Raw genomic sequence first — 26821 nt, 5'->3', positions numbered from 1 at the left:
ACCCCTAGGCAATCCCTAAAACTTTCCTAAATACGGATGCGCGGTGCGGTGCCGTAACCGTTCGGGGGCATGGCAGTCGGATGCGCTTCATTCCAGGCTACGTTGCAGTTGCGCTCGCCTGTGGTCGCTGGGCAGCACGTGTTCCGGTAGATCGAGCAGGTCAGCGTCATAAGTATCCAGCGGCGGAGGGCGGCGTTCGAAGCGCGAACCGAGCACCAGCAGGCAGGGCGTCAGCAGCAGGGTCAGCACGGTGGCGAAGCTCAGGCCGCCGGCGATGGCGCTGGACAGCTGGGTCCACCACTGGGTCGAGGGGGCACCGACGCCCAGGCTCGGGGTCAGCAGGTCGACATTGACCCCGAGCACCATGGGCATCAACCCGAGCACCGTGGTCACCGCGGTGAGCAGCACCGGGCGCAGGCGCAGGCTGCCGGTTTCCAGCGCCGCTTCGCGCGGTGCCAGGCCCTGGTGGCGCAACTGGTTGTAGGTGTCGATGAGGATGATGTTGTTGTTCACCACGATGCCGGCCAGGGCGATCAGGCCCATGCCGACCATGACGATGCCGAACGACTGGCCGTTGACCAGCAAGCCGATCAGCACACCGGCGGTGGACAGCACGATGGCCGAGAGCACCAGCAGGGCCTGGTAGAGGCTGTTGAATTGAGTCACCAGGATGATGGTCATCAGGAAGATCGCTACCAGGAAGGCGGTGGCGAGGAAGTTGGCGGCCTCGCGCTGGTCGGCATCCTCGCCGGCGAATTTCAGCTGCACCCCGGCGGGGACTTCGCCCATGGCCTCGCGCAAGGCCTGCAGGCGTTCGTCCAGGCGTGCGCCGTCGGCCAGCTCGGCTTGCAGGGTGATGGTGCGGGTGCCGTCGACCCGGCGCAGGGTGCCGACCTTGGGAGCGGGCTGCAGGCTGACGAAGTTCGCCAGCGGCACCTGGCCGCTCGGCGTATTCAGGGTCAGGCGGCCGAGCTGGTCGAGGGAGCGCCAGTTACCTGGCAAGCGCACGCGAATATCCACTTCGTCTGTGGCGTCTTCGGGCCTGTAGGTCGCCACCTTGAGGCCGTTGGTCACCAACTGCACGGCATTGCCGACGCTCAGCACGTCGGCGCCGAAGCGCGCCGCTGCCTCGCGGTCGACTTGCAGGCGCCACTCGATGCCGGGCAGGGCGCGATCATCTTCGATGTCCTTGAAACCGCCGAGGCGCTGCATGGTCGCGCGCAACTGCTCGACCCAAAGGTCGGCCTGGTCGCGATCCAGCGAGCTGATTTGCAGCTTGACCGGCTTGCCGGAACTGGGGCCTTCCTCCTGCGCGCGGAACTCCAGCACGACGCCGGGAATATCGGCGCTGCGGCGGCTCATGTCGGCGAGAATCTGCTTGGCCGGGCGCCTCTGGTGCCAGTCGACGAACTGGAACTGTAAGGTGCCGATCACGTCGGCGCCGAGCTGACCGTCCGGCTGCGCCAGGGAGCGGGCGTACAGGGCCTTGACCTCGGGCATGCCGAGCATGCGTTTTTCCACTTGCTGGAGCACGGCGTCCTTTTCCTGTACCGACAGGTCGCCGCGGGCACGCAGCCAGATCTGTGCGCTTTCTGGCTCGACCTCGGGGAAGAACTCCACGCCATGATTGAAACGGCTGTAGCCCGCGTAGATCAGGGCGATCAATGCCAGCATGCCGAGCAGGGTCAGGCCGGGACGTCTGAGTAGCTTGCCGAGCAGCTGGCGATAAGCCTGGCCGCCGCGACTGGCCTGGCTGGGCAACGGTTGTGGTTGGCCGCCGGTCACCGCGCCCAGCACCGGCAGGAATACCAGGGCCATGGCCAGGGAGGCCAGCAGACAGAGGATCACCGTGGCCGGCAGGTATTTCATGAACTGACCGACCACCCCGGGCCAGAACAGCAACGGCAGGAACACCACCAGGGTGGTGGCGGTGGAGGCGATCACCGGCCAGGCCATCCGCGTCGCCGCATTGGCCCAGGCCTGACGTGGGCTCTGGCCTTGATGCAGGTAGCGGTCGGCCAGCTCGGAGACCACGATGGCGCCGTCCACCAGCATGCCGGCGACCAGGATCAGGCTGAACAACACCACGATGTTGAGGGTGAAACCGAGCGACCAGATCAGCAGGATGCCGCTGAGGAACGCTCCGGGAATGGTCAACCCCACCAGCAGCGCCGAGCGCAAGCCCATGCTGGCCACTACCAGGATCAGCACCAGCACGATGGCGGTCATCACATTGTTCAGCAGATCGCTGAGCATGTCTTTGACCTGCTGCGACTGGTCCATGATGTAGCTGACCTGCAGGCCTTCGGGCAGCAGGGGTTGAGCCTGCTGCATCAAGACCTTGACCTGTTCGATGGTGGCAATGATGTTGGCGCCGCTGCGCTTGGACACTTCCAGGACGATGGCCGGCTGGCCGTTGATCCGGGCGAAGCCGGTGGGGTCCTTGAAGGTGCGCTGGATGCTGGCCACATCGCCGAAGGTCACCACACTGTCGCCGACCACCTTGATCGGCAGCGATAACACGTCCTGCAGGTCTTCGATGACCCCGGGCACCTTCATGCTCATGCGCCCGGCGCCGGTGTCCAGGCTGCCGGCGGCGACCAGGCGGTTGTTGCGGGTGACCAGATTGAACAGCTCGTTGTAGTCGATGCCGTAGCTGTCCAGCACCTGCGGATCGACGACAATTTCCAGCAGGTCCTCGCGGTCGCCGCCGATCTCCACCGACAGAACCTCGGCGATACCCTCGATGTTGTCTTTCAGCTGGCGGGCGACGTACACCAGTTCCGGCTCTGAAATCGGCCCGGACAGGCCAATCGACAGCACCGGGAACAGTGCCACGTTGACCTCGTTGACCCTTGGTTCTTCTGCTTCTTCCGGCAGCTTGCTACGTGCGCTGTCGACTTTCTCGCGCACGTCGGCCAGGGCCTGTTTGGCGTTGAAACCGGCATCGAACTCCAGAGTCACCGAGGCGCTGCCCTCGCTGGCCACCGAGCGCATTTCCTTGACTCCTTCGAGGCTGCGCAGCTCCTGCTCCAAGGGCCTGACCAGCAGCCGCTCGGCGTCTTCCGGGCTGATCCCTTCCAGGGTGACCACGACGTAGATGATCGGGATGCTGACATCCGGATTGGATTCCTTGGGAATCGCCACGTAGGCGGCCAGCCCGCCTACGATCAGAAATAGCAGGAGCAGTAGGCTGGTGCGGCTACGATCCAGCGCCGCGGCAATCAGGCTACGCATCTCAGCTGCCCTCTTTGGCCGTCTGGGTGAGGACCTGTTGTCCTGGTTCGACTAAGCCTTGCCCGAGGGTGATCAATGCCACTCGCGATGGTAGGCCGCTGACCCAGGCCCCCTGGTCGTCGACGCTGATCAGTTGCACGGGGCTGAACTCGACCTGTTGCTGCTGGTTGACCCACTTGACCCCGTGTCGGCCGGCTTGATCGAGGCTGAGCAATGCCGGCGACAGGCGGTGGGCCAGGGCTTCGCCGGTCTGGATGTGCAGGGTGGCGCTGGCCCCCGCCAAGCGCAGGCGTTCGGGGTTGGCCACGCGTACCTCGATGCGGAAGCTGCGCGAGCCGGGATCCGCCGCAGCGGCAATGAAGTGCAGCTCACCCTGCAGTTCGCGGCCGTCGAGCACTTGCACCCGCACCGCCTGGCCGAGGCGTAACTGGGCGACCTGCTGCTGGGCGATCTGTGCACTGACCTTGAGCTGACTGATATCGACCAGGGTCAGCAGGCCCTGGCCGGGCTGGACCACGTCGCCCAGCTCGACCTGACGTTGGTCATAGACCCCGGCGAAGGGCGCGAGAATTCGGGTATGGCGTAGCTGCAGGCGGGCGCTGTCGAGTTCGGCGCGAGCCTTGGCCAGCTCGCTTTGCAGGCGCATCAGTTCGTTGGCGGAGATCAGCTTGCGCTCGCGCAGACGCGTGGCCGCCGTCACCTCGCTGTCGCGCTGGCGCACATCGGCCACGCCACGGGCGACCTGCGCCGTGCGGTCATCCGGCGCCAGGCTGAGTAGCAACTGACCCTGTTCCACACGGCTGCCCTTGTCCTGATCCAGACGCATCACGCTGCCGCTGATCTGGGCGCGCAACTCGACCCGGCGCCAGGGTTCGACCTGACCCTGGACCACCAGTTGGCGTTGCATCGGGCTGGCCTCCAGCCACTGGATCTCCACGCGCGCCAGGCTCTGTTCGGCCATCGGCTGGTCGGCATCGGCGGTTTCGCGGGCCTGGAACAGCGAACCGCTGAATAACCACAGCAGCAGCAACAGGCTGATGACGATGGCGATCAACCAGGGACGTTTGCTCAGTTGGCTGAACATGGACAGTTACTCCTGACTGACAGCCAGGCCGCACAGGGCCTCGGCCTGGCCACGCAGGCCGGCGATGATGAAGTCGGTGACGCGGTCGAAGTAGTCGTTCAGGGCGATGGGTTCGGCCCAGTGTTCGAAGCCGCCCGAGGCGATGCGTGCCATCACCCCATTGAAGCAGGCTTCCACCCCCCACAGCAGATGTTGGCAGTCGGCGCTGGAGAGCGTGTGTTCGCCGAGGGTGGCGTTGAGTAACTGACTGAAGAACACGATGTAATCGTGCTCCAGTTGTAGAAACTGCTCGCGATAGGGGGCGTCCAGACGTTCCTGAAAGGCTGGCCGGTCGCAGTGTTGGCAGAGTTGCACCAGCACCGGGTCGGCGAGCATCTGCTCGAAGGCCTGGCGAATCACCAGGCGCATGGACTCTTGCGGCGGGTGGCAGGCGTGCAGGGCCTGCAGCTCGGCGAGGTTATTACGGGACAGGTTCAGCGCCAGCTTGGCGTAGAGCGCCTCCTTGCTGGGGAAGTGCTTGTACACAGTGCCCTTGCCGATCGCCGCCTGGATCGCCACCTCGGCGATGGTCACGCGATCCCAGGAGCGTTCGCGGAACAGCTGGTGGGTGGCGGCGAGGATAGCGCCTTCGCGTTGCTGGAAGAGCTGATCTTGGTAGCGCATGGCGGGAGGACTGAATGACTGTGACCAGTGGTCATACTATGACTGTTGGTCATAATGGGCAACCCGGTAGATGTAACGGGCTTTGCACCGAGCGATGAGGAATATGGCTGGGGGCCTTGAGGCCGATGCGAGCCTGATCCGAGGCAGGCAGGCCTCGTCACTCAGTCAGAATTGGAGATGCTTATGCATCACTGGACTGTGGTCGGGGTGACTGGGTTCAGGGTTGTGGTTCGTAGGTTGAGCCGCGCCACACAGGCCACTAGCCAGGATTTGCGGCGCGCGGGTTGATGATCAGCCTGTCACTGGCCATCCTGCCCCGATTGGTTCTGCAGCATCTGATCCATCATCTGCATCATGTTCTGCATGTTCTCGTGCATATCTCGGATGCATTGCTGCTGCATGGGCGCATCTTTGGCCATAGGGCACTGGCTCTGCTGCATGCGGTTGCGCATCATGCCCAGCTGCGACTGCATGGTCTGGCGATGTTCGGTGCGGATCTTCTGGCGTTCCATGGGGTTACTGGTGTTGTGCATTCTGTCCATCATCTTCTGCATCTGGGACATGTCCATCATGCCCATGCCCATGCCTTGTCCCATGCCCTGGCTCATGCCTTGTCCCATGGGAGCACTTTGGTGGTTCTGGGCCAGTTGTTCGGGGTGGTGCTCCTCGGCGGCGAACGCTGGTGTGGTCAGTAGCGCGCCGGTGAGGGCGAGGATGGTCAGCGACGGGTGCTTGAAAGTACGCATGGTGGTTCTCCTGCTTCGCTTTCGGTAAGTACTGCGGATCACGCTCAGAGCGGAGCCTTGAGTAGTAGGGACTTGAGGGTCACCGATGGCGATGACGCGGACAATCGAGTGCAGCAGGCCGAGGACGCTACGGGCACTGAATGCGGCGATGTCCGGCAGGCGCCTAAGCGGCTGGTTGATCAGGCCGGCGCTTTGCTGCCCGGCAATAGGGGTGGTTGCGATCCCGCTTACGACCTTGCGAGGAGCATGGATCGAGTTCTACATGGACATGCGCGTGCTGCAATAGGCTCGATTAAAGCGCGGGGAGGGGATGGGGCTATTGATCTAGATCATGTCCTTATTCTATAGGGTGAACTGGCATTGAAAGGGCCATGCATGAGTTGTACGCCCGGTGCAACACCAGTGCACTGCGCTTAGTGGTTCTTGGGGGCGACGCTGACGCCTTCCAGGGTGGCGAAGGAAGTGTCCTTGGCGGTCAGCAGGAAGTCGCGCATATAGGGTGCGTCGAGCATATCGGTGCGGATGGCGGCATACAGGGTGGCGAACAGGCCCTTGCTGCCCAGGCGTTTGGCGGTGACATAACCCCGCGAGCTGTATTCGTGCAGGGCCCAGTTGGGCAGACCGCAGACACCACGGCCGCTGGCCACCAGTTGCATCATCATCACCGTCAGCTCGGAGGTGCGCAGCTGCGCCGGCTCGACGTCGGCCGGCTCGAGGAAGCGGGTGAAAATGTCCAGGCGTTCGCGCTCCACCGGGTAGGTGATCAGGGTTTCGCTGGCTAGATCCTCGGGGACTACGTAGGGCTTGCCGGCCAGGGCGTGCTGATTGGCCACGGCGAGCATGGCCTCGTAGGTAAACAGCGGCACATAGGTGATGCCGGCCAGTTCCAGCGGGTCGCTGGTCACCACCAGATCCAGATCGCCACGGGCCAGGGCCGGTAGCGGTGCGAAGGAGAAGCCCGAGGCCAGATCCAGCTCTACCTCCGGCCAGGCGTCGCGGAACTGGTCGATGGTTGGCATCAACCACTGAAAGCAGCTGTGGCATTCGATGGCCATGTGCAACCGGCCTGCGGTGCCGCCGGCCAGGCGTGCCAGGTCGCGCTCGGCACCGCGCAGCAGCGGCAGTACCGCATCGGTCAGTTGCAGTAGGCGCAGCCCGGCGCTGGTGAAGCGCACCGGCTTGGTCTTGCGCACGAACAACTGCATGCCCAGCCGTTCCTCAAGCTCCTTGAACTGGTGTGAGAGGGCCGACTGGGTCAGGTGCAGACGTTCGGCGGCGTCCACCAGGCTGTCGCTCTCGCGCAGGGCATGAAGGGTTTTCAGGTGGCGCAGTTCGAGCATGGCGGGCCTCAAGGTCACATTGTTGTGCTTGCAGTAGGAGCGTGCGTGCTCGCGATGCGTTATAGCGCATCGCGGCGTATCGCGAGCACGCACGCTCCGGCGAACGGGTTGGCAAGCTGAACATGAGGAAAATTATAGTTCAAGACAAATATGTTGAGTTTGTTTCACTGTGAAGGGCTGGCGACAATAGCGCCATCATTTGTATGGAGCGTTTCACATGGCCCTGTCCCATTCCCTCGGTTTCCCCCGCATCGGTCGCGATCGGGAGTTGAAGAAAGCCCTGGAAGCCTACTGGCAAGGTGAGCTGGACGAGAGCGGCCTGCGTGCCGTCGGCCGCGAGTTGCGCGCCGCCCACTGGCAATTGCAGAAAGACGCCGGTCTCGACCTGCTGCCGGTGGGTGACTTTGCCTGGTATGACCAGGTGCTGGGTCACTCGCTGACCTTCGGTGTGATTCCCCAGCGTTTTCGCCCCGACACGGGCACGCCGACCCTGCAGACGCTGTTCGCCATGGCCCGCGGCGGCGCCGACGCCCAGACTCATGAGCAGTGCTGCGGCGCCGCCCATGCGCAGCCGCAAGTGGCCGAGGAACTGACCAAGTGGTTCGACACCAACTACCACTACCTGGTCCCGGAGTTCACCGCCGATCAGCGTTTTCAGTTGAGTTGGGAGCAATTGTTCGAGGAGGTCGACGAGGCCCATGCTTTGGGTCACAAGGTCAAGCCGGTGCTGATCGGCCCGCTGACCTTCCTCTGGCTGGGCAAGGCCAAGGGCGAGGCTTTCGACAAGCTGGAGCTACTCGAGCGCCTGCTGCCGATCTACGGTGAAATCCTCGGGCGTTTGGCCGCTCAAGGGGTGGAGTGGGTGCAGATCGATGAGCCGATTCTCGGTCTGGACCTGCCGCAGGATTGGAAGAACGCCTTCGAACGGGCTTACCACCTGTTGCAGCACGCGCCGCTGAAGAAGCTGGTCGCCAGCTATTTCAGCGGCCTGGAAGACAACCTCGGCCTGGCGGTGTGCCTGCCGGTGGATGGCCTGCATGTCGACCTGGTGCGCGCCCCGGAACAACTGCCGTTGCTGCTCGACCGTCTGCCGAGCTACAAGGTACTGTCGCTCGGCGTGGTCAATGGGCGCAACGTCTGGCGCTGCGATCTGGATCAGGCCCTGGGGCAATTGCAGCAGGCGCAGGTACGCTTCGGCGACAACCTGTGGGTCGCCGGTTCCTGCTCGCTGCTGCACAGCCCGGTCGACCTGGCGCGCGAAGAGCAACTCGACAATGAGTTGAAAGGCTGGCTGGCCTTCGCCGTGCAGAAATGCGCTGAAATCGCCACCCTCAGCATGGCGCTGAACGATCCGCAGTCTGCCCCCGTACAAGCCGCCCTGGCCGAGAGCCGGGCCGTGCAGGCCAGCCGGGCAAGCTCGCCGCGGATTCATAAGGCCGCGGTGCAGGCACGCCTGAATGCGATTATTCCGGCCGACAGCCAGCGCCTCTCGCCGTTCGCCGAGCGCATCGAAAAACAGCGTGCGCGTCTGCAGTTGCCGGCGTTCCCGACCACCACCATCGGCTCCTTCCCGCAGACCCCGGCGATCCGCCAGGCGCGCCAGGCGTTCAGGCAGGGCAGGCTGTCCCAGGCCCAGTACACCGAGGCCATGCAGGCGGAAATCCGCCATGCCGTGACGCTGCAGGAGCAGCTGGGCCTGGACGTGCTGGTGCACGGTGAGGCCGAGCGCAACGACATGGTCGAATACTTCGCCGAACAGCTCGACGGCTATGCCTTCACCCGTTTCGGTTGGGTGCAGAGCTACGGCTCGCGTTGCGTCAAACCGGCGATCATCTATGGTGACCTGAGCCGCCCGCAGCCGATGACGGTGGCCTGGACCCGTTACGCGCAAGGCCTGACCCAGACGGTGATGAAGGGCATGTTGACCGGCCCGGTGACCATGCTGATGTGGTCGTTCCCGCGTGAAGACCTCAGCCGTGAGCTGCAGGCGCGCCAATTGGCGTTGGCCATTCGTGACGAGGTGCAGGACCTGGAGGCGGCCGGCATCCAGATCGTGCAGATCGACGAGGCGGCGTTCCGCGAGGGCTTGCCGCTGCGCCAGGCGCAGTGGGCCGCTTACCTGGACTGGGCCACCGAGGCCTTCCGCCTGTGCGCCTCGGGGGTGCGCGACGAGACGCAGATTCACACCCACATGTGCTACAGCGAGTTCAACGACGTGATCGAATCCATCGCCGCCATGGACGCCGATGTGATCACCATCGAAACCTCGCGGTCGGACATGCAGTTGCTGCAAGCCTTCGAGGCTTTCGACTACCCCAGCGATATCGGCCCGGGCGTCTATGACATCCATTCGCCGCGGGTGCCGGAGACTCAGGAGATGGTCGCGCTGATGCGCAAGGCGGCCCGGCGCATTCCCGCCGAGCGCCTGTGGGTCAACCCGGACTGCGGCCTGAAAACCCGCGCCTGGCGGGAGACCGAAGCGGCGCTGGTCAACATGGTCGCCGCAGCCCGCCAGCTGCGCCGCGAACTGGCCTGAGGAGTCGCGGTCCTGTAGGAGCCAGCTTGCTGGCGATGCGTCCTCTCAGGGACTGATCGCCAGCAAGCTGGCTCCTACGCATTTATCCGATCGTTCCCACGCTCCGCGTGGTAATGCAGCCCGGGACGCTCCGCGTCCTTGTCGCATCACCCGGCGCGACGACCACTCGGCAATATTCATCAAATTGTCATGCTTGTGTGGCAGCGCGCTCGACTGAATGTCAGCAAACTCAGGTCTCAATGGGGTTCTGCGTTCTGGTGTTTTCATGCGTGTTGTAATTCTTCTCGTCGTACTGCTCAGTGGCTGGCCGGCGTTTGCGGCCGAGCGCTGTGCTGTCCGGGTGCCGACCGAGACAATCGTCTTGGGCGATGTGCGACTGGCCTATCAAAGCATCGGTCGCCACAGCGATCCGCTGTTGCTGCTGGTCATGGGCCTCGGCGGGCAGCTGGTCCACTGGCCGGACGAGGTGGTCGCGCGCCTGTGCGGGCAGGGTTTTCGGGTGATCCGCTTCGATAATCGCGACGTCGGGCTGAGCAGTTGGACGCATGCCGCGCCGCCGGTCAATCTCGGCTACGAGGCGCTGCGCCATCGCCTGGGGTTGTCGGTGTCGGCGCCTTATTCACTGCGCGATATGGCCAGCGATGCCCTGGGCTTGATGGATGCTTTAGGGGTTCAGCAGTTCCACGTGCTCGGTGCCAGCATGGGCGGAATGATCGCTCAGCACCTGGCCGACCTGGCGCCGACCCGCGTGCAAAGCCTGACCCTGATCATGACCAGTTCGGGCGCCGCGGGTCTGCCCGCACCGAGTCCGGCACTGCTGCAGCTGCTGGCTCGACGTGAGGCTCCTAGCCGCGATATTGCCCTGGCGCAGCAGGCCGACCTGCTTGCCGCCTTGGGCAGCCCGAGCGTCAGCGACGATCGTGAGCAGCTCCTGCAGCAGGCCGAGGCCGCCTACGACCGCGCCTTCAACCCCGAAGGCGTGCAACGCCAACTGTTGGCGATCCTGGCTGAGCCGAGCCGGGTCGAGTTGCTCAACCGTTTACGGGTGCCAACCCTGGTGGTGCATGGCACGGCCGATCCATTACTGCCGGTGATGCATGGCGTGCACGTGGCGGCTCATATCAAGGGCGCGCAGCTGAAATTGATCCCCGGCTTGGCCCATCGCTTCCAGGAGGCATTCAAGGAGCCGCTGCTGGCGGCGGTGTTGCCCTATCTGCAGGCCCATCGTCAGGAAGGGCGCTGGGCCAGGCTTTGACGCCTGAGGGGGCAGCATTGCCCCTGCCCAAAAAACAGCGACAGACCGGTCGGTGCGCTGAAGGGATTGCTAGTTACTGTTCAGGCGATATGCGCATCGTTCGGGCAGCGGGGTGATTCGACCTGCAGGTAGCGGCTAAGGCCTGCCTGCTGCGCGGGTGTCATGAACAACCCCAGCTTGCTCCGGCGCCAGAGGATATCGGCGGCCTCGATTGCCCACTCCTCCTGGCACAGGTAATCGATCTCCCGCGCATAGAGTCCGGCGCCGAGGTGTTCGCCGAGGTCATCGAGGTTGTTGGCGCCGTCCAGCAGCACCCAGCTGCGGCTGCCGTAGCAGCTGGCCCAGCGGCGGGCCAGTGTGCGGGGGAGCCACTCGAAGCGGCTGCACAAGGCCTCGACCAGCGCGTGTCGACTTTCCATCTGCTCGGCGCCGGGCAGCGGGCTGGCTGCGGTCCAGGTCGGGCCCATCTTCGGGAACGTCGGAGCCAGTTGCGCCAGTGCCGACTCCGCCAGCTTGCGGTAGGTGGTCAGCTTGCCGCCGAATACCGAGAGTAGGGGCGCCTCGCCCGGATGCCCGGAGAGCGACAGGGTGTAGTCGCGGGTGACGGCGGAGGGTTCGTCCGACTCGTCGTCGCACAGTGGGCGTACGCCGGCGTAGGTGTGCAGGATCTCGTCTCGGCTCAGTTGCTGTTTGAAGTGTGCATTGACCACCTTGAGCAAATAGTCGGTTTCTTCTTCGCTGATGCTCACCTTGGCCGGATCGCCCAGGTACTCGCGGTCGGTGGTGCCGATCAGGGTGAACTGCTCCAGGTAGGGGATGGCGAAGACGATGCGGCGGTCTTCGTTTTGCAGGATGTAGGCCTGCTCGCCGTCGAACAGTTTCGGCACGATGATATGGCTGCCCTGGATCAGGCGGATGCCATAAGGCGATTCCTGTTTGAGGTCGTCGCGGATGAAGCGTGCCACCCAGGGACCGGCGGCATTGACCAGGGCGCGGGCGCGAATCGAGTAGAGGCTGCCATCGGCGCGCTCCAGGTGGATATGCCACAGGCCCTTGTTGCGCCGTGCACTCACGCAGCGGGTGCGCGTGTGGATATGCGCGCCTTGCTCGCGGGCGGCCATGGCATTGAGCACGACCAGACGAGCATCATCGACCCAGCAATCGGAGTACTCGAAACCGCGTTGGATTTCGGCGTTGAGTGGGCTGTCGGCAGTGAAGCGCAGGCTGCGCGAGGCGGGCAGTTTTTCGCGCTTGCCGAGGTGGTCGTAGAGAAACAAACCGGCTCGAATCATCCAGGCTGGGCGCAAATGTGGTCTGTGCGGCAGGATGAAACGCATGGGTTTGACGATATGCGGTGCCTTGGCCAGGAGGACTTCGCGCTCGGCCAGCGCTTCGCGTACCAGACGGAACTCATAATGTTCCAGGTAACGCAGGCCGCCATGGATCAGTTTACTGCTGGCCGATGAGGTGTGTTCGGCCAGGTCGTCCTTTTCACAAAGGAACACGGATAGGCCACGACCGGCCGCGTCTGCAGCGATCCCGACACCGTTGATGCCACCGCCTACGACCGCCAGGTCATAAACTTCGGCGAGAGGGATATTGTGCTTGGGGCGAGTAGGCATGGCGGCACCGATATTGTCGAAATCGAACGTAATTATGTTCACTTGCGAACATATGCTAGTCGAATACCCACGGCCTCGCCACCCCGGTGCCTAATTTCGCGCCGAGTGGTGGTACGGATTCGGAGGGGCCGGGGGGGTTAGACCACGTCCAGGTGGACTTTATTCTCGGTGAGCAGGCGGGTGATGGTTGCGGCGGGTGTGGCATCGGTAAATACGCGGTCGACCAGGGTTATCGAGCCCAGGCGTACCACGGCATTGCGACCGAACTTGCTCGAGTCGGCCGCCAGAAAGGCTTGCCGGGCGTTGCCGATGATCGCTTGCGAGACGCGGACTTCCTGGTAGTCGAAGTCGAGCAGGCTGCCGTCATCGTCAATCCCGCTGATACCGACCAGGGCGTAATCGACTTTGAACTGTTGGATAAAATCCACCGCCGCCTGGCCGACGATGCCACCGTCGCCGCGCACCGTGCCGCCAGCCACCAGGACCTCGAAGTCCGCCTTGGCGCTGAGCTGGGCGGCAACGTGCAGGTTGTTGGTGATGATCTTCAGGCCCTTGTGGTTCAGTAGTTCGCGGGCAATGGCTTCGGTGGTGGTGCCAATGCTGATGAACAGCGAGGCGTGATCGGGTATGTGTGCGGCGATGGCCTGGGCGATGCGTTGTTTCTCGTCACGCATCTGTCCGGCACGCATGGCGTAGGCGGTATTCTGGGTACTTGAGGCTTCGCTCGCCGCGCCACCGTGGGTGCGCCGCAACAGACCCTGTTCGGCCAGCTGGTTGATGTCGCGGCGGATGGTTTGCGGTGTGACGCCGAAGGCCTGGACCAGTTCGTCGATGCTGACGTAGCCGCGCTCGCGGGCGAGATCGAGTATGTCGTGTTGACGTGGCGCGAGGGTCATGGGCGGGGTCCTTGTTTTGCGCGGTAGTATACAGGCTGGATGAAATCTACCAGGCACGGTTGGACAGTGTGAGCAGCAGGCCGGACAAGTCTCTTGTGCTCAGTGCACTTTAGCGCAGCACTCGAAGCTCATTTAACTATCCCGCCAGTCAGAGGGGTTCTCGTTGGGTCTGCCTGAACTGTATGCATTACGTTTTCATCCAACCGTTACGGCTGGGTACTGTCTATCACGCCGATTTCGGCTAAGGTACGCGGACTTAAGTCCGAGTATTTTCACAATCGAACATGACGCCTGCCATCGATTTGCTGAAAAAAGCCAAGGCTGTGCATCAGGTGCACAGTTACAGCCATGATCCGAAGGCGGCTTCCTATGGTCTGGAAGCCGCAGAAAAACTCAAGTTGGAGCCTGCGCTGGTGTTCAAGACCTTGCTGGCGAGCAGCGACAAAGGCGAGTTGTTAGTGGCCGTGGTGCCGGTCGTCGGCAGCCTCGACCTGAAAGCGCTGGCCCATGTCGCCGCAGTGAAGAAGGCCGACATGGCCGATCCGCAGGTGGCGCAGCGTGCCACCGGTTACCTACTGGGTGGGATCAGTCCGTTAGGACAGAAGAAGCGCTTACGTACCTTCATTGACGACTCCGCTCTGCGCTATCCGAGTATTTTCGTCAGTGCCGGGCGACGCGGGTTGGAGGTTGAGCTGGCGGCCGAGGTATTGGCGCTGCACACCCAGGCCCGGTTCGCGGCGATCGCTCGGGTTTGACTTTATCGGGGGAAGGCGCCGCCCGGTGACCCACGGCAATGCGCTAAGGCTCCGTACTCTCGCTCTGGTGCGGGCCTGCTGTTCTCTTTAGACCCATAACAACAAGGAAATCTGCATGTCTCACTATCTGCTTGCCATTGATCAAGGTACCACCAGCAGTCGTGCCATCGTCTTCAGTGCTCAGGGCTTGCCGGTGGCGCGTGCGCAGCAGGAGTTCAAGCAGTACTTCCCCCAGGATGGCTGGGTCGAACACGATGGCGAGGAGCTCTGGCTGAGTACCCTCAAGGTCTGCCGTGAAGCGCTCAAGCAGAGTGGTCTGAGCGCCAGTGACGTAGCAGCCATCGGCATCACCAATCAGCGTGAAACCACTCTAGTGTGGGATGCCACTACCGGCGCGCCGATCCATCCGGCTATCGTCTGGCAGGATCGACGTACCGCGGATTACTGCGCAGAACTTAAAAGCGCCGGCCATGAGCAGGCGGTGGCGGCCAAGACGGGACTGTTGATCGACCCGTATTTCTCGGCCACCAAGTTGCGCTGGATTCTCAATCAGGTGCCGGGCGCTCGCGAGCGTGCAGAGCGTGGCGAATTGCGCTTCGGCACAGTGGACAGCTTTTTGCTGTGGCGCCTCACCGGTGGTAAGTCGCACAAGACCGACGCCACCAACGCCTCGCGTACCCTGTTGTTCAACATCCATACCCAACAGTGGGACGAGGAGCTGCTCAAGCTGTTCGAAATCCCTGCTAGCCTGCTCCCAGAGGTGCTGGATTGCGCCGCCGAGTTCGGTATCGCCGAGGCCAGTCTGCTTGGTGCGGCAATTCCGGTATTGGGCATGGCTGGCGACCAGCAGGCCGCCTTGATCGGTCAGGCCTGCTTCCAGCCGGGCATGGTGAAGAGTACCTACGGCACTGGCTGTTTCATGATTCAGAACACCGGCGAGGTGCCGGTGAGTTCGCAAAACCGCCTGCTCACCACCGTCGGTTATCGCCTGAATGGTAAAGTCACCTACGCTGTTGAAGGCAGTATCTTTGTCGCAGGTGCGGCGGTGCAGTGGCTGCGCGATGGGATCAAGTTGATCAGTCATGCTCGGGATACCGAGGCCATGGCCGAGCAAACCGGTGATGCCTGCGGCGTCTATCTGGTGCCGGCGTTTACCGGACTCGGTGCGCCCTATTGGGATCCGAAGGCGCGTGGCGCAATTTTCGGTCTGACCCGTGACACCGGCATCAAGGAAATCGTCACAGCTGGTCTGCAGTCGGTATGTTACCAAACCCGTGATTTGCTTGAAGCTATGCGCCAGGACGGTGCCGCGGCACCGAGTGCCCTGCGTGTCGATGGTGGCATGGTGGAGAATAACTGGGTGATGCAGTTTCTCGCCGACATCCTCGGGGTGACGGTTGAGCGTCCCAAGGTTACCGAGACTACAGCACTCGGCGTTGCCTACCTGGCGGGGTTGCAGGCAGGTCTATATCAAGACCTGGAGACCATCGCCAGCCACTGGCATCGGCAGCAGCGCTTTACCCCGCGGATGGCCGACAGCCATCGAACCAAGTTGTACGAGGGCTGGCTGGATGTGGTGCAACGAGTGCGCAGCGAAGGCTAGAGTAAGTGAATGAACCGTCATCTAGGGTGACGACATATTAGGAGTAGGAACCTTGCAATTCCACTCTCGGCCCTGGTCAGCTGTGTTTGGTCTGGTGTTCTGGGCCTTGTTGGGCGCGACGCCCGCTCGCGCAGAAACCTTGGTGATAGCCGGAGATATCTGGTGCCCAGTGAATTGCGCGGCAGATGCCGCCCAGCGCGGTATTTTTGTCGAATTGGCCGAGCAGATTTTCGCCGAGGCGGGTATTGAGGTCGAATACCGGGTACTCAACTGGGCGCGGGCGGTGCACGACACCCGTCTGGGCAAGCTCAATGCGCTGGTGGGGGCAGGTGTTCAAGATGCCCCGGACTTTCTCTTCAGTGACACGGCGCCCGGTATTTCACGCATGTGTTTTTATGCGCAGCCGTCCCGCTTGTGGCGTTATGAAGGGTTGTCCTCCCTGGCGAACGTTAGCCTGGGCGCGATTAATGGCTACAGCTACGGCAAGGATATCGACAGCTATATTCGCACTCATCGGCGCGATTCGCAGCGTGTGCAGATGGCCTCGGGTGATAATGCGCTGGCGATCAATGTCGAGAAGGTAGAGCTAGGGCGAATTGATGTTGTGTTGGCCAATACCTGGGTGATGGCATTGTTTCTGTCTCGCAACAGAATGCCGGATGCGCTTGAGCAGGTTGGTTGTCGTGTACCTGATGTGCCCATCTATCTGGCTTTTTCGCCGGCTCTGGAGTCCAGCAAACGTTATGTCGAGTTGTTCGAACAGGGCCTGCAGCGCTACCGGACCAATGGTCGGTTGCAGGCCTTGCTGAGAGCCTATGGCGTGTATGAGGCGTTCTGAAGCTCTGACTCAAGCGTCTTGCTGCATGATTTTTTCGTAAGCACTGGTCAGGCCATCCATCTGCCACAACAGGGTTTCGCTGGTGGTAGTGATGATCGTTGGTACATAGCGTGAGTCGCTCGACAGGCGAAAGCCGGCGCGGGCGAAGCGCCACTGGGCCTCGACCTTGTGCAGTGCCTCGCGGGTCTGTGGGGTGTTCTGTCGGGCGGCGAGTAACACCTGCAGCGCCACCTCGAACTCCTCGGTGACTTTCAATAATTCTTCTTCCAGCCCGCTAATCGGCAAGCGCCAGCTTACCGCGAGGTAGAGTTTGGCGATGCGCTGGCTGAGCATGCGCTGGCGGCCACTGAGGTTGACCAGGTGCGCACTGCGACTGCCGGTGTGGCGTTCGATCAGTTGTACAACCTGCTCGCTCTGCGCCAGCAGTTGATCGCTGAGTTGCAGCAGGCGTACAGACTGTTCACGGTTCGGACGGGTCAAGGCCAGTTCGCGGTAGACCTGCCAGGTATCACTGGCGGTCATCAGTGCGGCGCTGATCTGCGGGGTGGGGGCGTATTCGCTGAGGGCGATGAAGTTGCTCTCGAAACGCGCGACACTCTGGTCGAGTTGCTTGATCGCCACTTCACTGCGTACTTCGGCGCCGATCATCAGGTAACTTTTGGCGATACGTTGGCTGAGCATGCGTTGCATGCCGGACAGGTTCATCGCCTCGGCGTCGCTGATGCCTGCCCAGGCGGTAGGGCAGAGCAAGGCGAGGCCGAATAATAGGGTGGGGACAAGACGGCTGAGCATATGAATCTCCATAGGCGCACAGCAACTGAGTACCGCGCACCATCGGCAAAGGCCCCGTTGCGGGGCTAGGAGAATGCCGGACTCGACGGTCCACAGTAGGGCAGCGTTAAGTCCGGCAGGCTTCTCGGGTTGTCAGTAGCTGTATTGCAGTTGCAGCCACAGCTTGTCGGTGTCGACGGCGAACTCATCGGCATCGTAGCTGGCGTATTTGAGCAAACCGACCAGACCTTTCACCCCCGGAATCGGATGGCCATAGGCGACATCGATTTCCTCACCGTACTGGCTGCTGCCCTGTTCGGCGCGGAAGTCGTGGTACCACGCCTGCAGACTGCCGCCGAACAGCGCTAGCGTGGCGCCGACGTAGGCATCTTTGACCCCGTCTGCCGGGGTGGCGAGGAAGATGTCGGCCCAGCCTTGGAACGCGTGCTTGGTGGCCAGCGGCGTCTGGAAGGCGCGGTTGCCGGGCCCCTTGTCGCCACCCAGCACTTCATAGCCACCTTTGAGTGTCACACCCTTGAGGGTGTAACCCAGTTCGGCCAGGTAATAGTCACTGTCCAATTGCAGCGGGTTATCGGCGTAGTCCTGTTGCTGGGCGTATTCCAGGGCATAGCTGACCCCGGCTACGGCGCCGTTCAGGCGCAGGCCAGTGGTCTTGCTCGACTGGCTTCCGCCGGCCAGGTTGTCCAGCCCCAGCAGGTATTGGTAGGCGGTGGCGGTCAGTTCCGGCATGACCTGATACTGGGCGTTCAGCAGATGGCTGTGGCCCTCGATATTGGCCGGGTTGCCGGGCGTGTCGAAGCGGCCATTGCCGGGACCGAAGATGCTGTTGATGTTGTCGATATAGGCATAGCTCAGGGTCAGGCCTTCGAGCGGCTTGAGCTGGCCCAGTGCGCCGTCGTAGGTCTGCTCGTTCTGCCGCCAGGCGACGCCACCGACGAAGCGCTGGTTGTCCAGGTTGATGCGCTGGCGACCGACGACGGCGTTGCCGTAAGCGTGGTCGTAACGCAGTAGGGCCTGGTTGACTTCGCTGCCGTCCGGGTCGGCGACCACCGAGTAGTCGCTCTGACCGTTGCGCGTGCTGTTGTAGGCGGCATCGCCGATACGGCTGACGTTGTCGGCCTCGATCAGGGCGGACAGGCCGTACCACTTACCACTCTGGAAGCCGGCACGGCTGCGCAGGGTCTGAGCGTTGGCATGCTTGAGGGCATTGTCCTGGTCGACATGCTCATAACGGTAGCGTGCATCAAAGATGGCTTTGCCCTGGGTGAACAGATTGCTGAAGTCTTCTGCGGCGAAGGCGGCGTGGCTGAAGGTGACGGTGGCAACGGCCAGCGACATCAGTGTCGGTTTAATCATGCTCATAGCGCTCTTTCCTGTAGGCCAAATAACGCAAAAAAAAACGTCACAGTGCCCGCGACTCCAAGAGGAGCAGGGTTCCGTGACGTCGTTGTCGGTTGAGTGGCAGACACGCCGTTGTGCTGACCGGGACGGGTCCTAGCAGGCGGCGTGCCAGAGTCTGCAAGTTATTGATTTATTATGGATAATTTGTTTTTAAGAGCGTTTTGCTATTGACTCGTGCACCAGGCTCGCTCGTTGCGCATTGAGACAGTGCAGCTGTACCGCGCACTCGCAGGCTGGCTGTATCACCCCACGGCATGCGGCAGGCTGGCAGCCACCAGCATTCATGAGCGCGGCCATGCACCTCGATTTTCATCAGATCGATGCTTTCACTCATCGTCCTTTCAGCGGCAACCCGGCGGTGGTCTATCGTCTCGATGCCTGGCTGCTCGATAGCCTGATGCCCTATTGGGCCGAGCGTCTGGTAGGCGCGAGCTGCGGGCCTACCAGTGTTCGACGCGTGGTGGTGAGCTGTACTGTCGACTGGAGGACGAGCGAGTGAAAATAGCCGGCCAGGCCGTGCTGGTCGCCAGCGGTCGTTTATGGCTGGGGGAGAGCTGAAGCTGAGTTACTGCCGAGAGCAGGTTGCACACCAGTGCATCAGCTCTCTTTGCAGGCACTCACTCAGTTGGCGCTGCTGTAACGCCGCACGCCTGAGTCCTTCAGGTTGACGTGAGCGGCGATGCTGCCGGGCACTGGAAACACCACCAGATGATCGGCGGCAACGCGAATTCCGACTTCTTCGCCCGGCTGGTGATCGGCGTGGCTGGGGAAGATCGACTCGAGCTGGCTACCGGTTGCCAGTTGCAGGCGATACAGGGTGGCGGCTCCGAGGAAGGTCTTGCCGACGATCAGAGCCTTCTGCTCGCTGTCCGGTGCGTAGACGATGTCATCCGGGCGCAGCAGCACGTCCACCGCGCTACCGGTTGGCCAGGTGTAGGCGCGGTTGCCACGAATCAAGCCCAGCTCGGTCTGCACCGAGTCGGGGCTGAGCAGCAGGCCGCGAATGAAGTAGCCCTGGCCGATAAAACTGGCGACGAAAGGCGTCAGGGGCTCGTGATAGAGATTGTAGGGCGTGTCCCATTGCTCGAGTCGGCCCTCATTGAACACGCCGACATGATCGCTGACGGCGAAGGCCTCTTCCTGGTCATGGGTGACCAGGATGGCACTGGTGCCGCGGGCCTTGAGAATGTCGCGCACCTCGTGACTCAAGCGCCTGCGCAACTCGCCATCGAGGTTGGAAAACGGTTCGTCAAGCAGCAGCAAGCGAGGTTCCGGTGCAAGGGCGCGAGCCAGAGCTACGCGCTGTTGTTGCCCGCCGGACAGCTCGTGCGGGTAGCGTTTGCCCAAGTGGCTGAGCTTGACCAGCTCAAGCAGTTCGTCAGTGATGCGCTCGCAATTAGCTTGCTTGCGGATGCCGAAGGCGATGTTCTCGGCCACGCTCAGGTGCGGAAACAGCGCGTAATCCTGGAACACCATGCCGATTCGACGCTTCTCCGGAGCCAGGGTGAAGCCGGCGCGGGAGATGACTGTGTCGGCCAGCTGAATCTCGCCTTCAAGCACCGGCTCGAAGCCGGCGATGGCGCGCAGGGTGGTGGTCTTGCCGCAGCCCGAGGGGCCGAGCAGGCAGCCGATGTCACCGGCATTCAAGTGCAGATTGAGGTTCTGCACGACTCTGTGCTCATGGTAGCCACAGCTCAGGCCATGCAGATTCAGCAGCAGTGGATGGCTCATGCGTGGTGGTACGCCGGCTCGACGAGGAATTCCAGTAGGGCCTTTTGCGCATGCAGGCGGTTTTCCGCTTGATCCCAGGCGGCCGAGCGTGGGTCATCGAGCAGGTCGACACTGATTTCCTCGCCCCGGTGCGCTGGCAGGCAGTGCAGGAAAAGTACGTCCTCGGCTGCGGTATCGAGCAGTGCACGGTTGACCTGATAGGGCTTGAACAGCTTCATGCGCTCGGCACTTTCTTCTTCCTGGCCCATCGAGGCCCAGACGTCGGTGCTGACCAAGTGGGCGCCGGCCACCGCTTCGCGCGGGTCCCGGAAGATCTGCACGCGGTCGCCGGCCTGGGCGAGCAGCGCGGCATTTGGTTCGTAGCCTTCTGGACAGGCCACGCGCAGCTGGAAGTCGAATTGCAGTGCGGCTTCTATATAGGAGTTGCACATGTTGTTGCCGTCGCCGACCCAGACTGCGGTCTTGCCCGCGATGTTGCCACGGTGCTCGAGGTAGGTCTGCATGTCGGCCAGCAGTTGGCAGGGGTGCAGGTCATCGGACAGGCCGTTGATTACCGGCACTCGCGAATGGGCGGCGAATTCGGTCAGGGTGCTGTGGGCGAAGGTGCGGATCATCACCGCGTCGAGCATGCGCGACATGACGATGGCGGAGTCGGCAATCGGCTCGCCGCGGCCCAGTTGCGTGTCACGCGGCGAGAGGAAGATCGCCTGGCCACCCAGCTGGATCATCCCTGCTTCGAAGGACAGGCGGGTGCGAGTCGAGGCCTTCTCGAAGATCATTCCCAGCACGCGGTTTTTCAGCGGTTCGAACAGCACCCCGCGGTTGCGCAAGTCCTTCAGCTCCATGCCGCGTCGGATCAGGCTCACCAGTTCATCAGGTGTGCAGTCCATCAGCGAGAGAAAGTGTCTTGCGCTCATCGTTAACTACCTTTTTCACAACAAAGCGCAGGTTCAACGGCCAGGTTAACAGGGGAATAGGCGGAACCTGCGGCTAGGGGCCGCAAACAGCGACGAAACGGGGAAGGCGCGATCTTATAAGGAAATGACGAGCAGGCGCAAATTGTCCGGTCGGTAATTGCTAACGGCAGGTCGTGTCAGTCTTTTGCTCTTTCCGTGTGCGAGCTGTCACAAAACTGGTAGCGCTGCTTGAACCCTCTAGATTGGGCTTCTAGGATGCCCGCGCCTTATCGAGGCAATGCATTACCCCGCAATGGGGTTTCCATGGAATGTTATGCAAAGGAGTCTTGCATGAAACACGTAGCCTACGCCGCCGCTTTTTCCGCCCTCGCCCTGTTGACTGGCTGTGCCAGCCAGAACGTCAGTCAACCAACCGCGCCGTTGAACGGTGCCGTTGAGACCAACCTCAAGGCCGATGTGAAAGTAGGCGAGACCATCTCCGGGCAATCCTCGGTGAACATCCTGTTCAACGTGATCAAGTTGGGTGGTGACACTCAGTTCGCCGATGGCGTGACTTACGGTGGTGGTGAGGGTGGTTTTGCATTGGGCATTGACCCGGTTGCTTCCGCCAAATCCGCAGCGGCATACAAGGCCGTCATGTCTTCGGGTGCCGATCTGATCGTTGCACCGCGTTACGAAGTGAGCGTTGAAGACTACTTCGTCTACAAAACCGTCAACGTCAAAGTGACCGGTAAAAAAGGCACCGTGACTGCTATCCGCTAAGGATTAGTTGTCTGCACGCCTGAATCGGCTGGCATGATGCCGGCCGATTCATGAAACGAACGCTGCTAGCGCACGTCCTCTCCAGCCTCCATAGTCTTGTCTGCATCGACCCGAGCGGTCGTCTCGAATAAGAATATGAGGCTAGGCCATGACCAAGACCCTCCATCACCGCGCGTGCCATCTCTGCGAAGCTATTTGCGGCTTGACCATCGAAACCGAAACCCAAGCTGATGGCTCGACCCAGATTAACTCGATCAAGGGCGATGCTCAGGACAGCTTCAGTCGTGGTCATATCTGCCCCAAGGCCGTGGCACTGCAGGATATCCAGAATGATCCCGACCGTTTGCGCCAGCCGATGCGCCGAGTCGGCAACGAGTGGCAGGCGATCGACTGGGAGGATGCCTTTTCCCTGGTTGCCGAGCGCCTGAGCGAGATTCAGTCCCGTCATGGGCAAAATGCAGTGGCGGTCTATCAAGGCAACCCGAGCGTGCATAACTATGGGTTGATGACTCACAGCAACTACTTTCTCGGACAGCTGAAAACCCGCAACCGTTACTCCGCCACTTCGGTCGATCAGCTGCCACATCATCTGACCAGTCACCTGATGTACGGCCACGGTTTGCTGATTCCGATTCCAGATATCGACCACACCGACTTCATGTTGATCCTTGGCGGCAATCCGCTGGCCTCCAACGGCAGCATCATGACCGTGCCGGATGTGGAAAAGCGTCTGAAAGCGATTCAGGCGCGTGGCGGTCAGTTGGTGGTGGTCGACCCACGCCGCAGTGAAACGGCGGCGATTGCCGATCAGCATGTATTCGTTCGTCCGGGGCAGGACGCTGCGTTGTTGTTCGGCCTGCTGAATACCCTGTTTGAAGAGAACCTGACCCGTGCCAGTCACTTGCCGGTCGAGGGGCTGGATGAGGTGCGTCAGGCCATCGCCGGTTTCGGCGCCGAAGCCATGAGCGGTCGCTGCGGCGTACCGGCGGAGGTGATCCGCCAGTTGGCGCGGGATTTCGCCGCTGCCGATAAGGCCGTGTGCTACGGCCGCATGGGGGTATCCACCCAGGCGTTCGGCACCCTCTGTCAATGGCTGGTGCAGCTGATCAACCTGGTTACCGGCAACCTCGACCGCCAGGGTGGTGTGCTCTGTACCCAGCCTGCGGTGGATCTGGTTGCATCAACTTCCGGCGGCCACTTCAATCGCTGGCAGAGCCGGGTGTCTGGGCTGCCGGAGTATGGCGGTGAGCTGCCGGTCTCGGCCTTGGCCGAGGAAATGTTGACGGAAGGTGAGGGGCAGATTCGCGCCTTGGTCACCGTGGCCGGTAATCCGGTGCTGTCGACACCCAACGGGCGCCAGTTGGAGCAGGCGCTGGAAGGGCTGGAGTTCATGCTTAGCGTCGATTTTTATATCAACGAAACCACTCGTTACGCCGATCTGATCCTGCCGCCGACCGCGCCGTTGGAGCACGATCACTACGACACTACCTTCAATATGTTCGCCGTGCGTAACGTCACTCGCTTCAACCAGGCAGTATTGGCCAAGCCGGCCGGCGCCTTGCACGATTGGGAGATATTCGTCGGCTTGGCCAAGGCCTTTGCGACAAAGGTTGGCGGTGAGCTTAAACCCATCCTGGCGCCGGATCAGATGATCGACATGGGCCTGCGTGCTGGTGCGTACGGCGACCGTTCTGCGCACAAACTGTCCGTGGCCGCTTTGCGTGAGCATCCCCACGGCCTGGATCTGGGTGAACTTAAGTCGAACCTCGCCGGCCGGTTGAAAACGTCGACGCAGCAGGTGCAGGCCGCGCCGAGCATTCTCATGGCAGATCTGCAACGATTTGCCGAACAGTCGGCGCCTGATGCGGGTGAGCTGCTGTTGATTGGGCGTCGGCATGTGCGCAGCAATAATTCCTGGATGCACAACTACCACCGCCTGGTGAAAGGCAAGCCGCGCCATCAGTTGTTGATGAATCCTGCGGATCTGGCGCTGCGTGGCCTCATCGATGGACAGCGGGTGCGAGTTCGCTCGCGGGTTGGGGTGATCGAGGTGGAAGTGGTCGGCAGCGAGGAGATGATGGCCGGCGTGGTCAGTCTTCCCCACGGCTGGGGGCACACGCGCCGTGGAGTGAAGCTGGAAATTGCCAGCGCGCAACCCGGCGCCAGTGCCAATGACCTGACTGACGAGCGTCAGCTCGATAGCTTGTCCGGTAACGCCGTACTCAACGGGGTACCGGTTCAGGTCGACGCAGCCTGAGGGGTAAGGCCGAGCATTACGCTCGGCTTTTCGCTACAATGCCGCCACCATGCCGATCCGTGAGTCGGCAAGTTGAGTCGGATAGTTAAGCCCTGAGGTGCCCCATGGATATCATTGAAACCATCAAAGAGCAGATCGCCAACAACACCGTTCTGCTGTACATGAAAGGCTCGCCGAATGCCCCGCAGTGTGGCTTCTCGTCGAAAGCCGCGCAGGTGGTTATGGCCTGCGGTGAGAAGTTCGCCTACGTCGACATCCTGCAAAACCCGGAAATTCGTGCCAACCTGCCGAAGTACGCCAATTGGCCGACCTTTCCGCAGCTGTGGGTCGGTGGGGAGTTGCTTGGTGGCAGCGATATCATGGCCGAGATGTTCGAGAAGGGCGAGTTGCAAACCCTGATCAAGAGCGCGGTCGAGAAAGCCGGCGCTTAAGTCGTTCTTTCGTGAAAAACCCGCCTCAGCGCGGGTTTTTTTATGCCCGGATATAGCTGTTCGGTCAGCCTTTGGAGCAGTAGTGATCCTGGCCTAGATCGGGGGCGTAATTAAAACGGGAGCCACTGGCTCCCGTTGAATAGACGATTTGCTCAGGTGAGCTTAGTCATCCATCTGCGATTGCAGGTAGTTCTGCAGGCCGACAGCTTCGATCAGGCTGAGTTGAGTTTCCAGCCAGTCGATGTGGTCTTCTTCCGAGCAGAGGATCTCTTCCAATAGCTCACGGCTGGCGTAGTCGCCGATGCTTTCGCAGTAAGCAATGGCTGCTTTCAAGTCGACGTGGGCTTTGTGCTCGATCTTCAGGTCGCACTCGAGCATTTCCTTGGTGTTTTCACCGATCAGGATCTTGCCGAGGTCTTGCAGGTTGGGCAGGCCTTCGAGGAAGAGGATGCGCTTGATCAGCTTGTCGGCATGCTTCATCTCGTCGATGGACTCGTGGTATTCGTGCTCGCCAAGCTTTTTCAGGCCCCAATCTTCGTACATCCGTGCGTGCAGGAAGTATTGATTGATTGCGACCAGCTCGTTACCGAGGATCTTGTTCAGATGCTGGATTACTTTCTTGTCGCCTTTCATTTCTGGGCCTGCCTTGCGAGGAAGAGGTAACTGCAAATTCTGGCCCGATGTGGTCGAGCTGTCAAACCTAAGTATTTGAAATTAAAGTAAAAATAAATATGAATACGAATGTTTAAGTTCTGCATTTTGAACTTAAGTTATTGAATTTTAGGCATAAAAAAACCGGACTCTAAGTCCGGTTCTTTTTTGCGCTGAAGTCAGGCGGCAACAAAGCTGGCCGTGTGGGTCAAGGCGGCTTGGCTGCTGTGCACCTCACTCAAGGTTTCGCGTACCACTTGCTTGGCCAGGCATGCACATTTACCGCACTGGCTGGCGACACCCAAGGTCGCGCGCACATCACGATAGCTGCAGCAACCTTCATAGATCGCATCGCGGATCTGGTGATCAGTAACACCTTCGCAAAGACAGACGTACATAGGGTAAGGCTCGTCGCAAGGGGTGAGGAGGTTGGATAAGATACTAATGTTAATGAGAATGCGTGTCAAAGATCGATTGAGAATGCTCCACTTAAAACCGCAGGGAGCGGATGAGCGGTCACAAGGGGTGAAGAGGGGGGCGCTGAGGTTCAAAAAAGCGGTGGGCGATGCTCAAAACCGAGGTGTATCATGATTGGCCCTGACGGTGTGGGCCGTGTCGTCGTGTTGTCGTTCGGCAGCTTTAAGGTTAAGTCGGTTCGCACCTCACCCAATACTCAAGGAGATATCGAATGAGTGTACTCGTAGGTAAGCAAGCCCCTGATTTCAACGTCGCAGCCGTGCTGGGCAACGGCGAAATCGTCGACAGCTTCAGCCTGTCCTCGGCGATCAAAGGCAAGTATGGCCTGGTGTTCTTCTACCCGCTGGACTTCACCTTCGTCTGCCCGTCCGAGCTGATTGCACTGGATCACCGCATTCCTGAGTTCCAGGCACGCAACGTCGAAGTGATCGGCGTTTCCATCGATTCCCATTTCACCCACAACGCCTGGCGTAACACCCCGGTAGATAAGGGTGGCATCGGCCAGGTCAAATACACTCTGGCTGCCGACGTGAAACACGAAATCTGCAAGGCCTATGACGTTGAAGCCGAAGACGGCGTGGCCTACCGTGGCGCGTTCCTGATCGACACCAACGGTGTCGTGCGTTCGCAGATCGTTAACGACCTGCCGCTAGGCCGTAACATGGACGAGCTGCTGCGTCTGGTTGACGCCCTGCAGTTCACCGAAGAGCACGGTGAAGTGTGCCCGGCCAACTGGAAGAAAGGCGACAAGGGTATGACTGCTTCGCCGGAAGGCGTGGCCAAGTACCTGGCTGAGAATGCCGCCAGCCTGTAAGGCGCCGCGCGCT

At 61.4% G+C, this 26821-nt stretch carries 22 protein-coding genes and 2 pseudogenes; 11 read left to right on the top strand and 13 right to left on the bottom strand.

Features of this window, described 5'->3' with window-relative positions; all coding sequences use genetic code 11:
- Nucleotides 1–87: 87 nt before the first annotated feature.
- The 5 genes from TMS3_RS14355 to metR form a co-directional block, all read right to left on the bottom strand.
- Nucleotides 88–3237, bottom strand: a complete 3150-nt coding sequence (locus TMS3_RS14355) for an efflux RND transporter permease subunit (RefSeq protein ID WP_025165972.1) — start codon at nt 3235–3237, stop codon at nt 88–90.
- 1 nt (nt 3238) lies between these two features.
- Nucleotides 3239–4321 (bottom strand): efflux RND transporter periplasmic adaptor subunit, encoded by a 1083-nt coding sequence (locus TMS3_RS14350; protein WP_025165971.1) that lies wholly within the window; start codon nt 4319–4321, stop codon nt 3239–3241.
- Nucleotides 4322–4327: 6 nt separating this feature from the next.
- On the bottom strand, nt 4328–4984 hold the full coding sequence (locus TMS3_RS14345) for a TetR/AcrR family transcriptional regulator (RefSeq protein WP_025165970.1): 657 nt from the start codon (nt 4982–4984) through the stop codon (nt 4328–4330).
- A gap of 299 nt (nt 4985–5283) precedes the next feature.
- Nucleotides 5284–5730, bottom strand: coding sequence for a hypothetical protein (locus TMS3_RS14340; protein ID WP_025165969.1), 447 nt, complete (start codon nt 5728–5730; stop codon nt 5284–5286).
- Nucleotides 5731–6143: 413 nt separating this feature from the next.
- Nucleotides 6144–7070, bottom strand: a complete 927-nt coding sequence (metR, locus tag TMS3_RS14330) for a transcriptional regulator MetR (RefSeq protein WP_025165967.1) — start codon at nt 7068–7070, stop codon at nt 6144–6146.
- 217 nt (nt 7071–7287) lie between these two features.
- Here metR and metE point away from each other — a divergent pair, with 217 nt between their 5' ends.
- The gene (gene metE, locus TMS3_RS14325) at nt 7288–9606 is read left to right on the top strand and encodes a 5-methyltetrahydropteroyltriglutamate--homocysteine S-methyltransferase (protein WP_025165966.1); all 2319 of its coding nucleotides are present in this window, start codon (nt 7288–7290) and stop codon (nt 9604–9606) included.
- Between the two features lie 265 nt (nt 9607–9871).
- A complete protein-coding gene (locus TMS3_RS14320) occupies nt 9872–10861 on the top strand; it encodes an alpha/beta fold hydrolase (RefSeq protein WP_025165965.1) in 990 nt (329 codons plus the stop codon).
- 80 nt (nt 10862–10941) lie between these two features.
- On the opposite strand, the gene glpD is transcribed toward TMS3_RS14320, so the two are convergent.
- Complete coding sequence (gene glpD / locus TMS3_RS14315; RefSeq protein ID WP_025165964.1) at nt 10942–12483, bottom strand: glycerol-3-phosphate dehydrogenase; 1542 nt, start codon at nt 12481–12483, stop codon at nt 10942–10944.
- A 137-nt stretch (nt 12484–12620) separates the two neighbouring features.
- Nucleotides 12621–13379 carry a DeoR/GlpR family DNA-binding transcription regulator gene (locus TMS3_RS14310; protein ID WP_025165963.1) on the bottom strand — a complete coding sequence of 253 codons (759 nt, stop codon included), beginning with the start codon at nt 13377–13379 and terminating at the stop codon, nt 12621–12623.
- A 284-nt stretch (nt 13380–13663) separates the two neighbouring features.
- Here TMS3_RS14310 and ybaK point away from each other — a divergent pair, with 284 nt between their 5' ends.
- The 3 genes from ybaK to TMS3_RS14295 all read left to right on the top strand — a co-directional run bounded on the left by ybaK (nt 13664) and on the right by TMS3_RS14295 (nt 16575).
- Complete coding sequence (gene ybaK / locus TMS3_RS14305) at nt 13664–14134, top strand: Cys-tRNA(Pro) deacylase (protein ID WP_025165962.1); 471 nt, start codon at nt 13664–13666, stop codon at nt 14132–14134.
- Between the two features lie 115 nt (nt 14135–14249).
- On the top strand, nt 14250–15737 hold the full coding sequence (gene glpK, locus TMS3_RS14300) for a glycerol kinase GlpK (RefSeq protein ID WP_025165961.1): 1488 nt from the start codon (nt 14250–14252) through the stop codon (nt 15735–15737).
- A gap of 52 nt (nt 15738–15789) precedes the next feature.
- On the top strand, nt 15790–16575 hold the full coding sequence (locus TMS3_RS14295) for a substrate-binding periplasmic protein (protein ID WP_051394241.1): 786 nt from the start codon (nt 15790–15792) through the stop codon (nt 16573–16575).
- Nucleotides 16576–16584: 9 nt separating this feature from the next.
- Here the strand turns inward: TMS3_RS14295 and TMS3_RS14290 are convergent, their stop codons facing one another.
- Together TMS3_RS14290 and TMS3_RS14285 are read right to left on the bottom strand one after the other, a co-directional pair.
- On the bottom strand, nt 16585–17367 hold the full coding sequence (locus tag TMS3_RS14290) for a type IV pili methyl-accepting chemotaxis transducer N-terminal domain-containing protein (RefSeq protein ID WP_025165959.1): 783 nt from the start codon (nt 17365–17367) through the stop codon (nt 16585–16587).
- Between the two features lie 132 nt (nt 17368–17499).
- On the bottom strand, nt 17500–18729 hold the full coding sequence (locus TMS3_RS14285) for a hypothetical protein (protein ID WP_025165958.1): 1230 nt from the start codon (nt 18727–18729) through the stop codon (nt 17500–17502).
- Nucleotides 18730–19063: 334 nt separating this feature from the next.
- Between TMS3_RS14285 and TMS3_RS25970 the strand changes: the two are divergent.
- Together TMS3_RS25970 and TMS3_RS24665 are read left to right on the top strand one after the other, a co-directional pair.
- Nucleotides 19064–19168 (top strand): annotated as a pseudogene (locus TMS3_RS25970) (isomerase); the annotation flags it as partial.
- A pseudogene (locus tag TMS3_RS24665) lies at nt 19160–19326 on the top strand (isomerase); the annotation flags it as partial. The pseudogenes TMS3_RS25970 and TMS3_RS24665, both read left to right, overlap by 9 nt.
- A 63-nt stretch (nt 19327–19389) precedes the next feature.
- Here the strand turns inward: TMS3_RS24665 and TMS3_RS14275 are convergent.
- Both TMS3_RS14275 and argF read right to left on the bottom strand, forming a co-directional pair.
- Nucleotides 19390–20499 carry an ABC transporter ATP-binding protein gene (locus TMS3_RS14275; protein WP_025165956.1) on the bottom strand — a complete coding sequence of 370 codons (1110 nt, stop codon included), beginning with the start codon at nt 20497–20499 and terminating at the stop codon, nt 19390–19392.
- On the bottom strand, nt 20496–21416 hold the full coding sequence (argF, locus tag TMS3_RS14270) for an ornithine carbamoyltransferase (RefSeq protein WP_025165955.1): 921 nt from the start codon (nt 21414–21416) through the stop codon (nt 20496–20498). Before argF ends, TMS3_RS14275 begins: the two co-directional genes overlap by 4 nt.
- A 330-nt stretch (nt 21417–21746) precedes the next feature.
- Between argF and TMS3_RS14265 the strand changes: the two genes are divergently transcribed.
- The 3 genes from TMS3_RS14265 to grxD all read left to right on the top strand — a co-directional run bounded on the left by TMS3_RS14265 (nt 21747) and on the right by grxD (nt 24866).
- Nucleotides 21747–22178, top strand: coding sequence for a hypothetical protein (locus TMS3_RS14265; RefSeq protein WP_025165954.1), 432 nt, complete (start codon nt 21747–21749; stop codon nt 22176–22178).
- Between the two features lie 148 nt (nt 22179–22326).
- Nucleotides 22327–24435: a molybdopterin-dependent oxidoreductase gene (locus tag TMS3_RS14260; protein WP_025165953.1), complete on the top strand. Its 2109-nt coding sequence runs from the start codon at nt 22327–22329 to the stop codon at nt 24433–24435.
- A gap of 104 nt (nt 24436–24539) precedes the next feature.
- The gene (grxD, locus tag TMS3_RS14255) at nt 24540–24866 is read left to right on the top strand and encodes a Grx4 family monothiol glutaredoxin (RefSeq protein ID WP_025165952.1); all 327 of its coding nucleotides are present in this window, start codon (nt 24540–24542) and stop codon (nt 24864–24866) included.
- Between the two features lie 162 nt (nt 24867–25028).
- On the opposite strand, the gene bfr is transcribed toward grxD, so the two are convergent.
- Both bfr and TMS3_RS14245 read right to left on the bottom strand, forming a co-directional pair.
- On the bottom strand, nt 25029–25499 hold the full coding sequence (bfr, locus tag TMS3_RS14250) for a bacterioferritin (protein ID WP_025165951.1): 471 nt from the start codon (nt 25497–25499) through the stop codon (nt 25029–25031).
- A gap of 197 nt (nt 25500–25696) precedes the next feature.
- Nucleotides 25697–25915 (bottom strand): bacterioferritin-associated ferredoxin, encoded by a 219-nt coding sequence (locus TMS3_RS14245; protein WP_025165950.1) that lies wholly within the window; start codon nt 25913–25915, stop codon nt 25697–25699.
- A 290-nt stretch (nt 25916–26205) separates the two neighbouring features.
- Here TMS3_RS14245 and TMS3_RS14240 point away from each other — a divergent pair, with 290 nt between their 5' ends.
- Complete coding sequence (locus TMS3_RS14240; RefSeq protein WP_025165949.1) at nt 26206–26808, top strand: peroxiredoxin; 603 nt, start codon at nt 26206–26208, stop codon at nt 26806–26808.
- Nucleotides 26809–26821: the final 13 nt, after the last annotated feature.

The organism is Pseudomonas taeanensis MS-3 (assembly GCF_000498575.2).
GTDB classification, from domain to species: Bacteria; Pseudomonadota; Gammaproteobacteria; order Pseudomonadales; family Pseudomonadaceae; genus Aquipseudomonas; species Aquipseudomonas taeanensis.
Note: the sequence above shows the minus strand (reverse complement) of the source record. Positions and strands in the feature narration are given on the sequence as shown.

Excerpts from the sequence above, each read along its gene's own strand:
- TMS3_RS14355 (WP_025165972.1), bottom strand. The coding sequence starts at position 3,237 with ATGCGTAGCCTGATTGCCGCGGCGCTGGATCGTAGCCGCACCAGCCTA.
- TMS3_RS14320 (WP_025165965.1), top strand. The coding sequence starts at position 9,872 with ATGCGTGTTGTAATTCTTCTCGTCGTACTGCTCAGTGGCTGGCCGGCG.
- bfr (WP_025165951.1), bottom strand. The coding sequence starts at position 25,499 with ATGAAAGGCGACAAGAAAGTAATCCAGCATCTGAACAAGATCCTCGGT.
- ybaK (WP_025165962.1), top strand. The coding sequence starts at position 13,664 with ATGACGCCTGCCATCGATTTGCTGAAAAAAGCCAAGGCTGTGCATCAG.
- argF (WP_025165955.1), bottom strand. The coding sequence starts at position 21,416 with ATGAGCGCAAGACACTTTCTCTCGCTGATGGACTGCACACCTGATGAA.
- TMS3_RS14275 (WP_025165956.1), bottom strand. The coding sequence starts at position 20,499 with ATGAGCCATCCACTGCTGCTGAATCTGCATGGCCTGAGCTGTGGCTAC.
- glpD (WP_025165964.1), bottom strand. The coding sequence starts at position 12,483 with ATGCCTACTCGCCCCAAGCACAATATCCCTCTCGCCGAAGTTTATGAC.
- TMS3_RS14350 (WP_025165971.1), bottom strand. The coding sequence starts at position 4,321 with ATGTTCAGCCAACTGAGCAAACGTCCCTGGTTGATCGCCATCGTCATC.
- TMS3_RS14340 (WP_025165969.1), bottom strand. The coding sequence starts at position 5,730 with ATGCGTACTTTCAAGCACCCGTCGCTGACCATCCTCGCCCTCACCGGC.
- glpK (WP_025165961.1), top strand. The coding sequence starts at position 14,250 with ATGTCTCACTATCTGCTTGCCATTGATCAAGGTACCACCAGCAGTCGT.
- TMS3_RS14310 (WP_025165963.1), bottom strand. The coding sequence starts at position 13,379 with ATGACCCTCGCGCCACGTCAACACGACATACTCGATCTCGCCCGCGAG.
- TMS3_RS14240 (WP_025165949.1), top strand. The coding sequence starts at position 26,206 with ATGAGTGTACTCGTAGGTAAGCAAGCCCCTGATTTCAACGTCGCAGCC.
- grxD (WP_025165952.1), top strand. The coding sequence starts at position 24,540 with ATGGATATCATTGAAACCATCAAAGAGCAGATCGCCAACAACACCGTT.
- TMS3_RS14260 (WP_025165953.1), top strand. The coding sequence starts at position 22,327 with ATGACCAAGACCCTCCATCACCGCGCGTGCCATCTCTGCGAAGCTATT.
- TMS3_RS14345 (WP_025165970.1), bottom strand. The coding sequence starts at position 4,984 with ATGCGCTACCAAGATCAGCTCTTCCAGCAACGCGAAGGCGCTATCCTC.
- TMS3_RS14285 (WP_025165958.1), bottom strand. The coding sequence starts at position 18,729 with ATGAGCATGATTAAACCGACACTGATGTCGCTGGCCGTTGCCACCGTC.
- TMS3_RS14245 (WP_025165950.1), bottom strand. The coding sequence starts at position 25,915 with ATGTACGTCTGTCTTTGCGAAGGTGTTACTGATCACCAGATCCGCGAT.
- metE (WP_025165966.1), top strand. The coding sequence starts at position 7,288 with ATGGCCCTGTCCCATTCCCTCGGTTTCCCCCGCATCGGTCGCGATCGG.
- TMS3_RS14290 (WP_025165959.1), bottom strand. The coding sequence starts at position 17,367 with ATGCTCAGCCGTCTTGTCCCCACCCTATTATTCGGCCTCGCCTTGCTC.
- TMS3_RS14265 (WP_025165954.1), top strand. The coding sequence starts at position 21,747 with ATGAAACACGTAGCCTACGCCGCCGCTTTTTCCGCCCTCGCCCTGTTG.
- metR (WP_025165967.1), bottom strand. The coding sequence starts at position 7,070 with ATGCTCGAACTGCGCCACCTGAAAACCCTTCATGCCCTGCGCGAGAGC.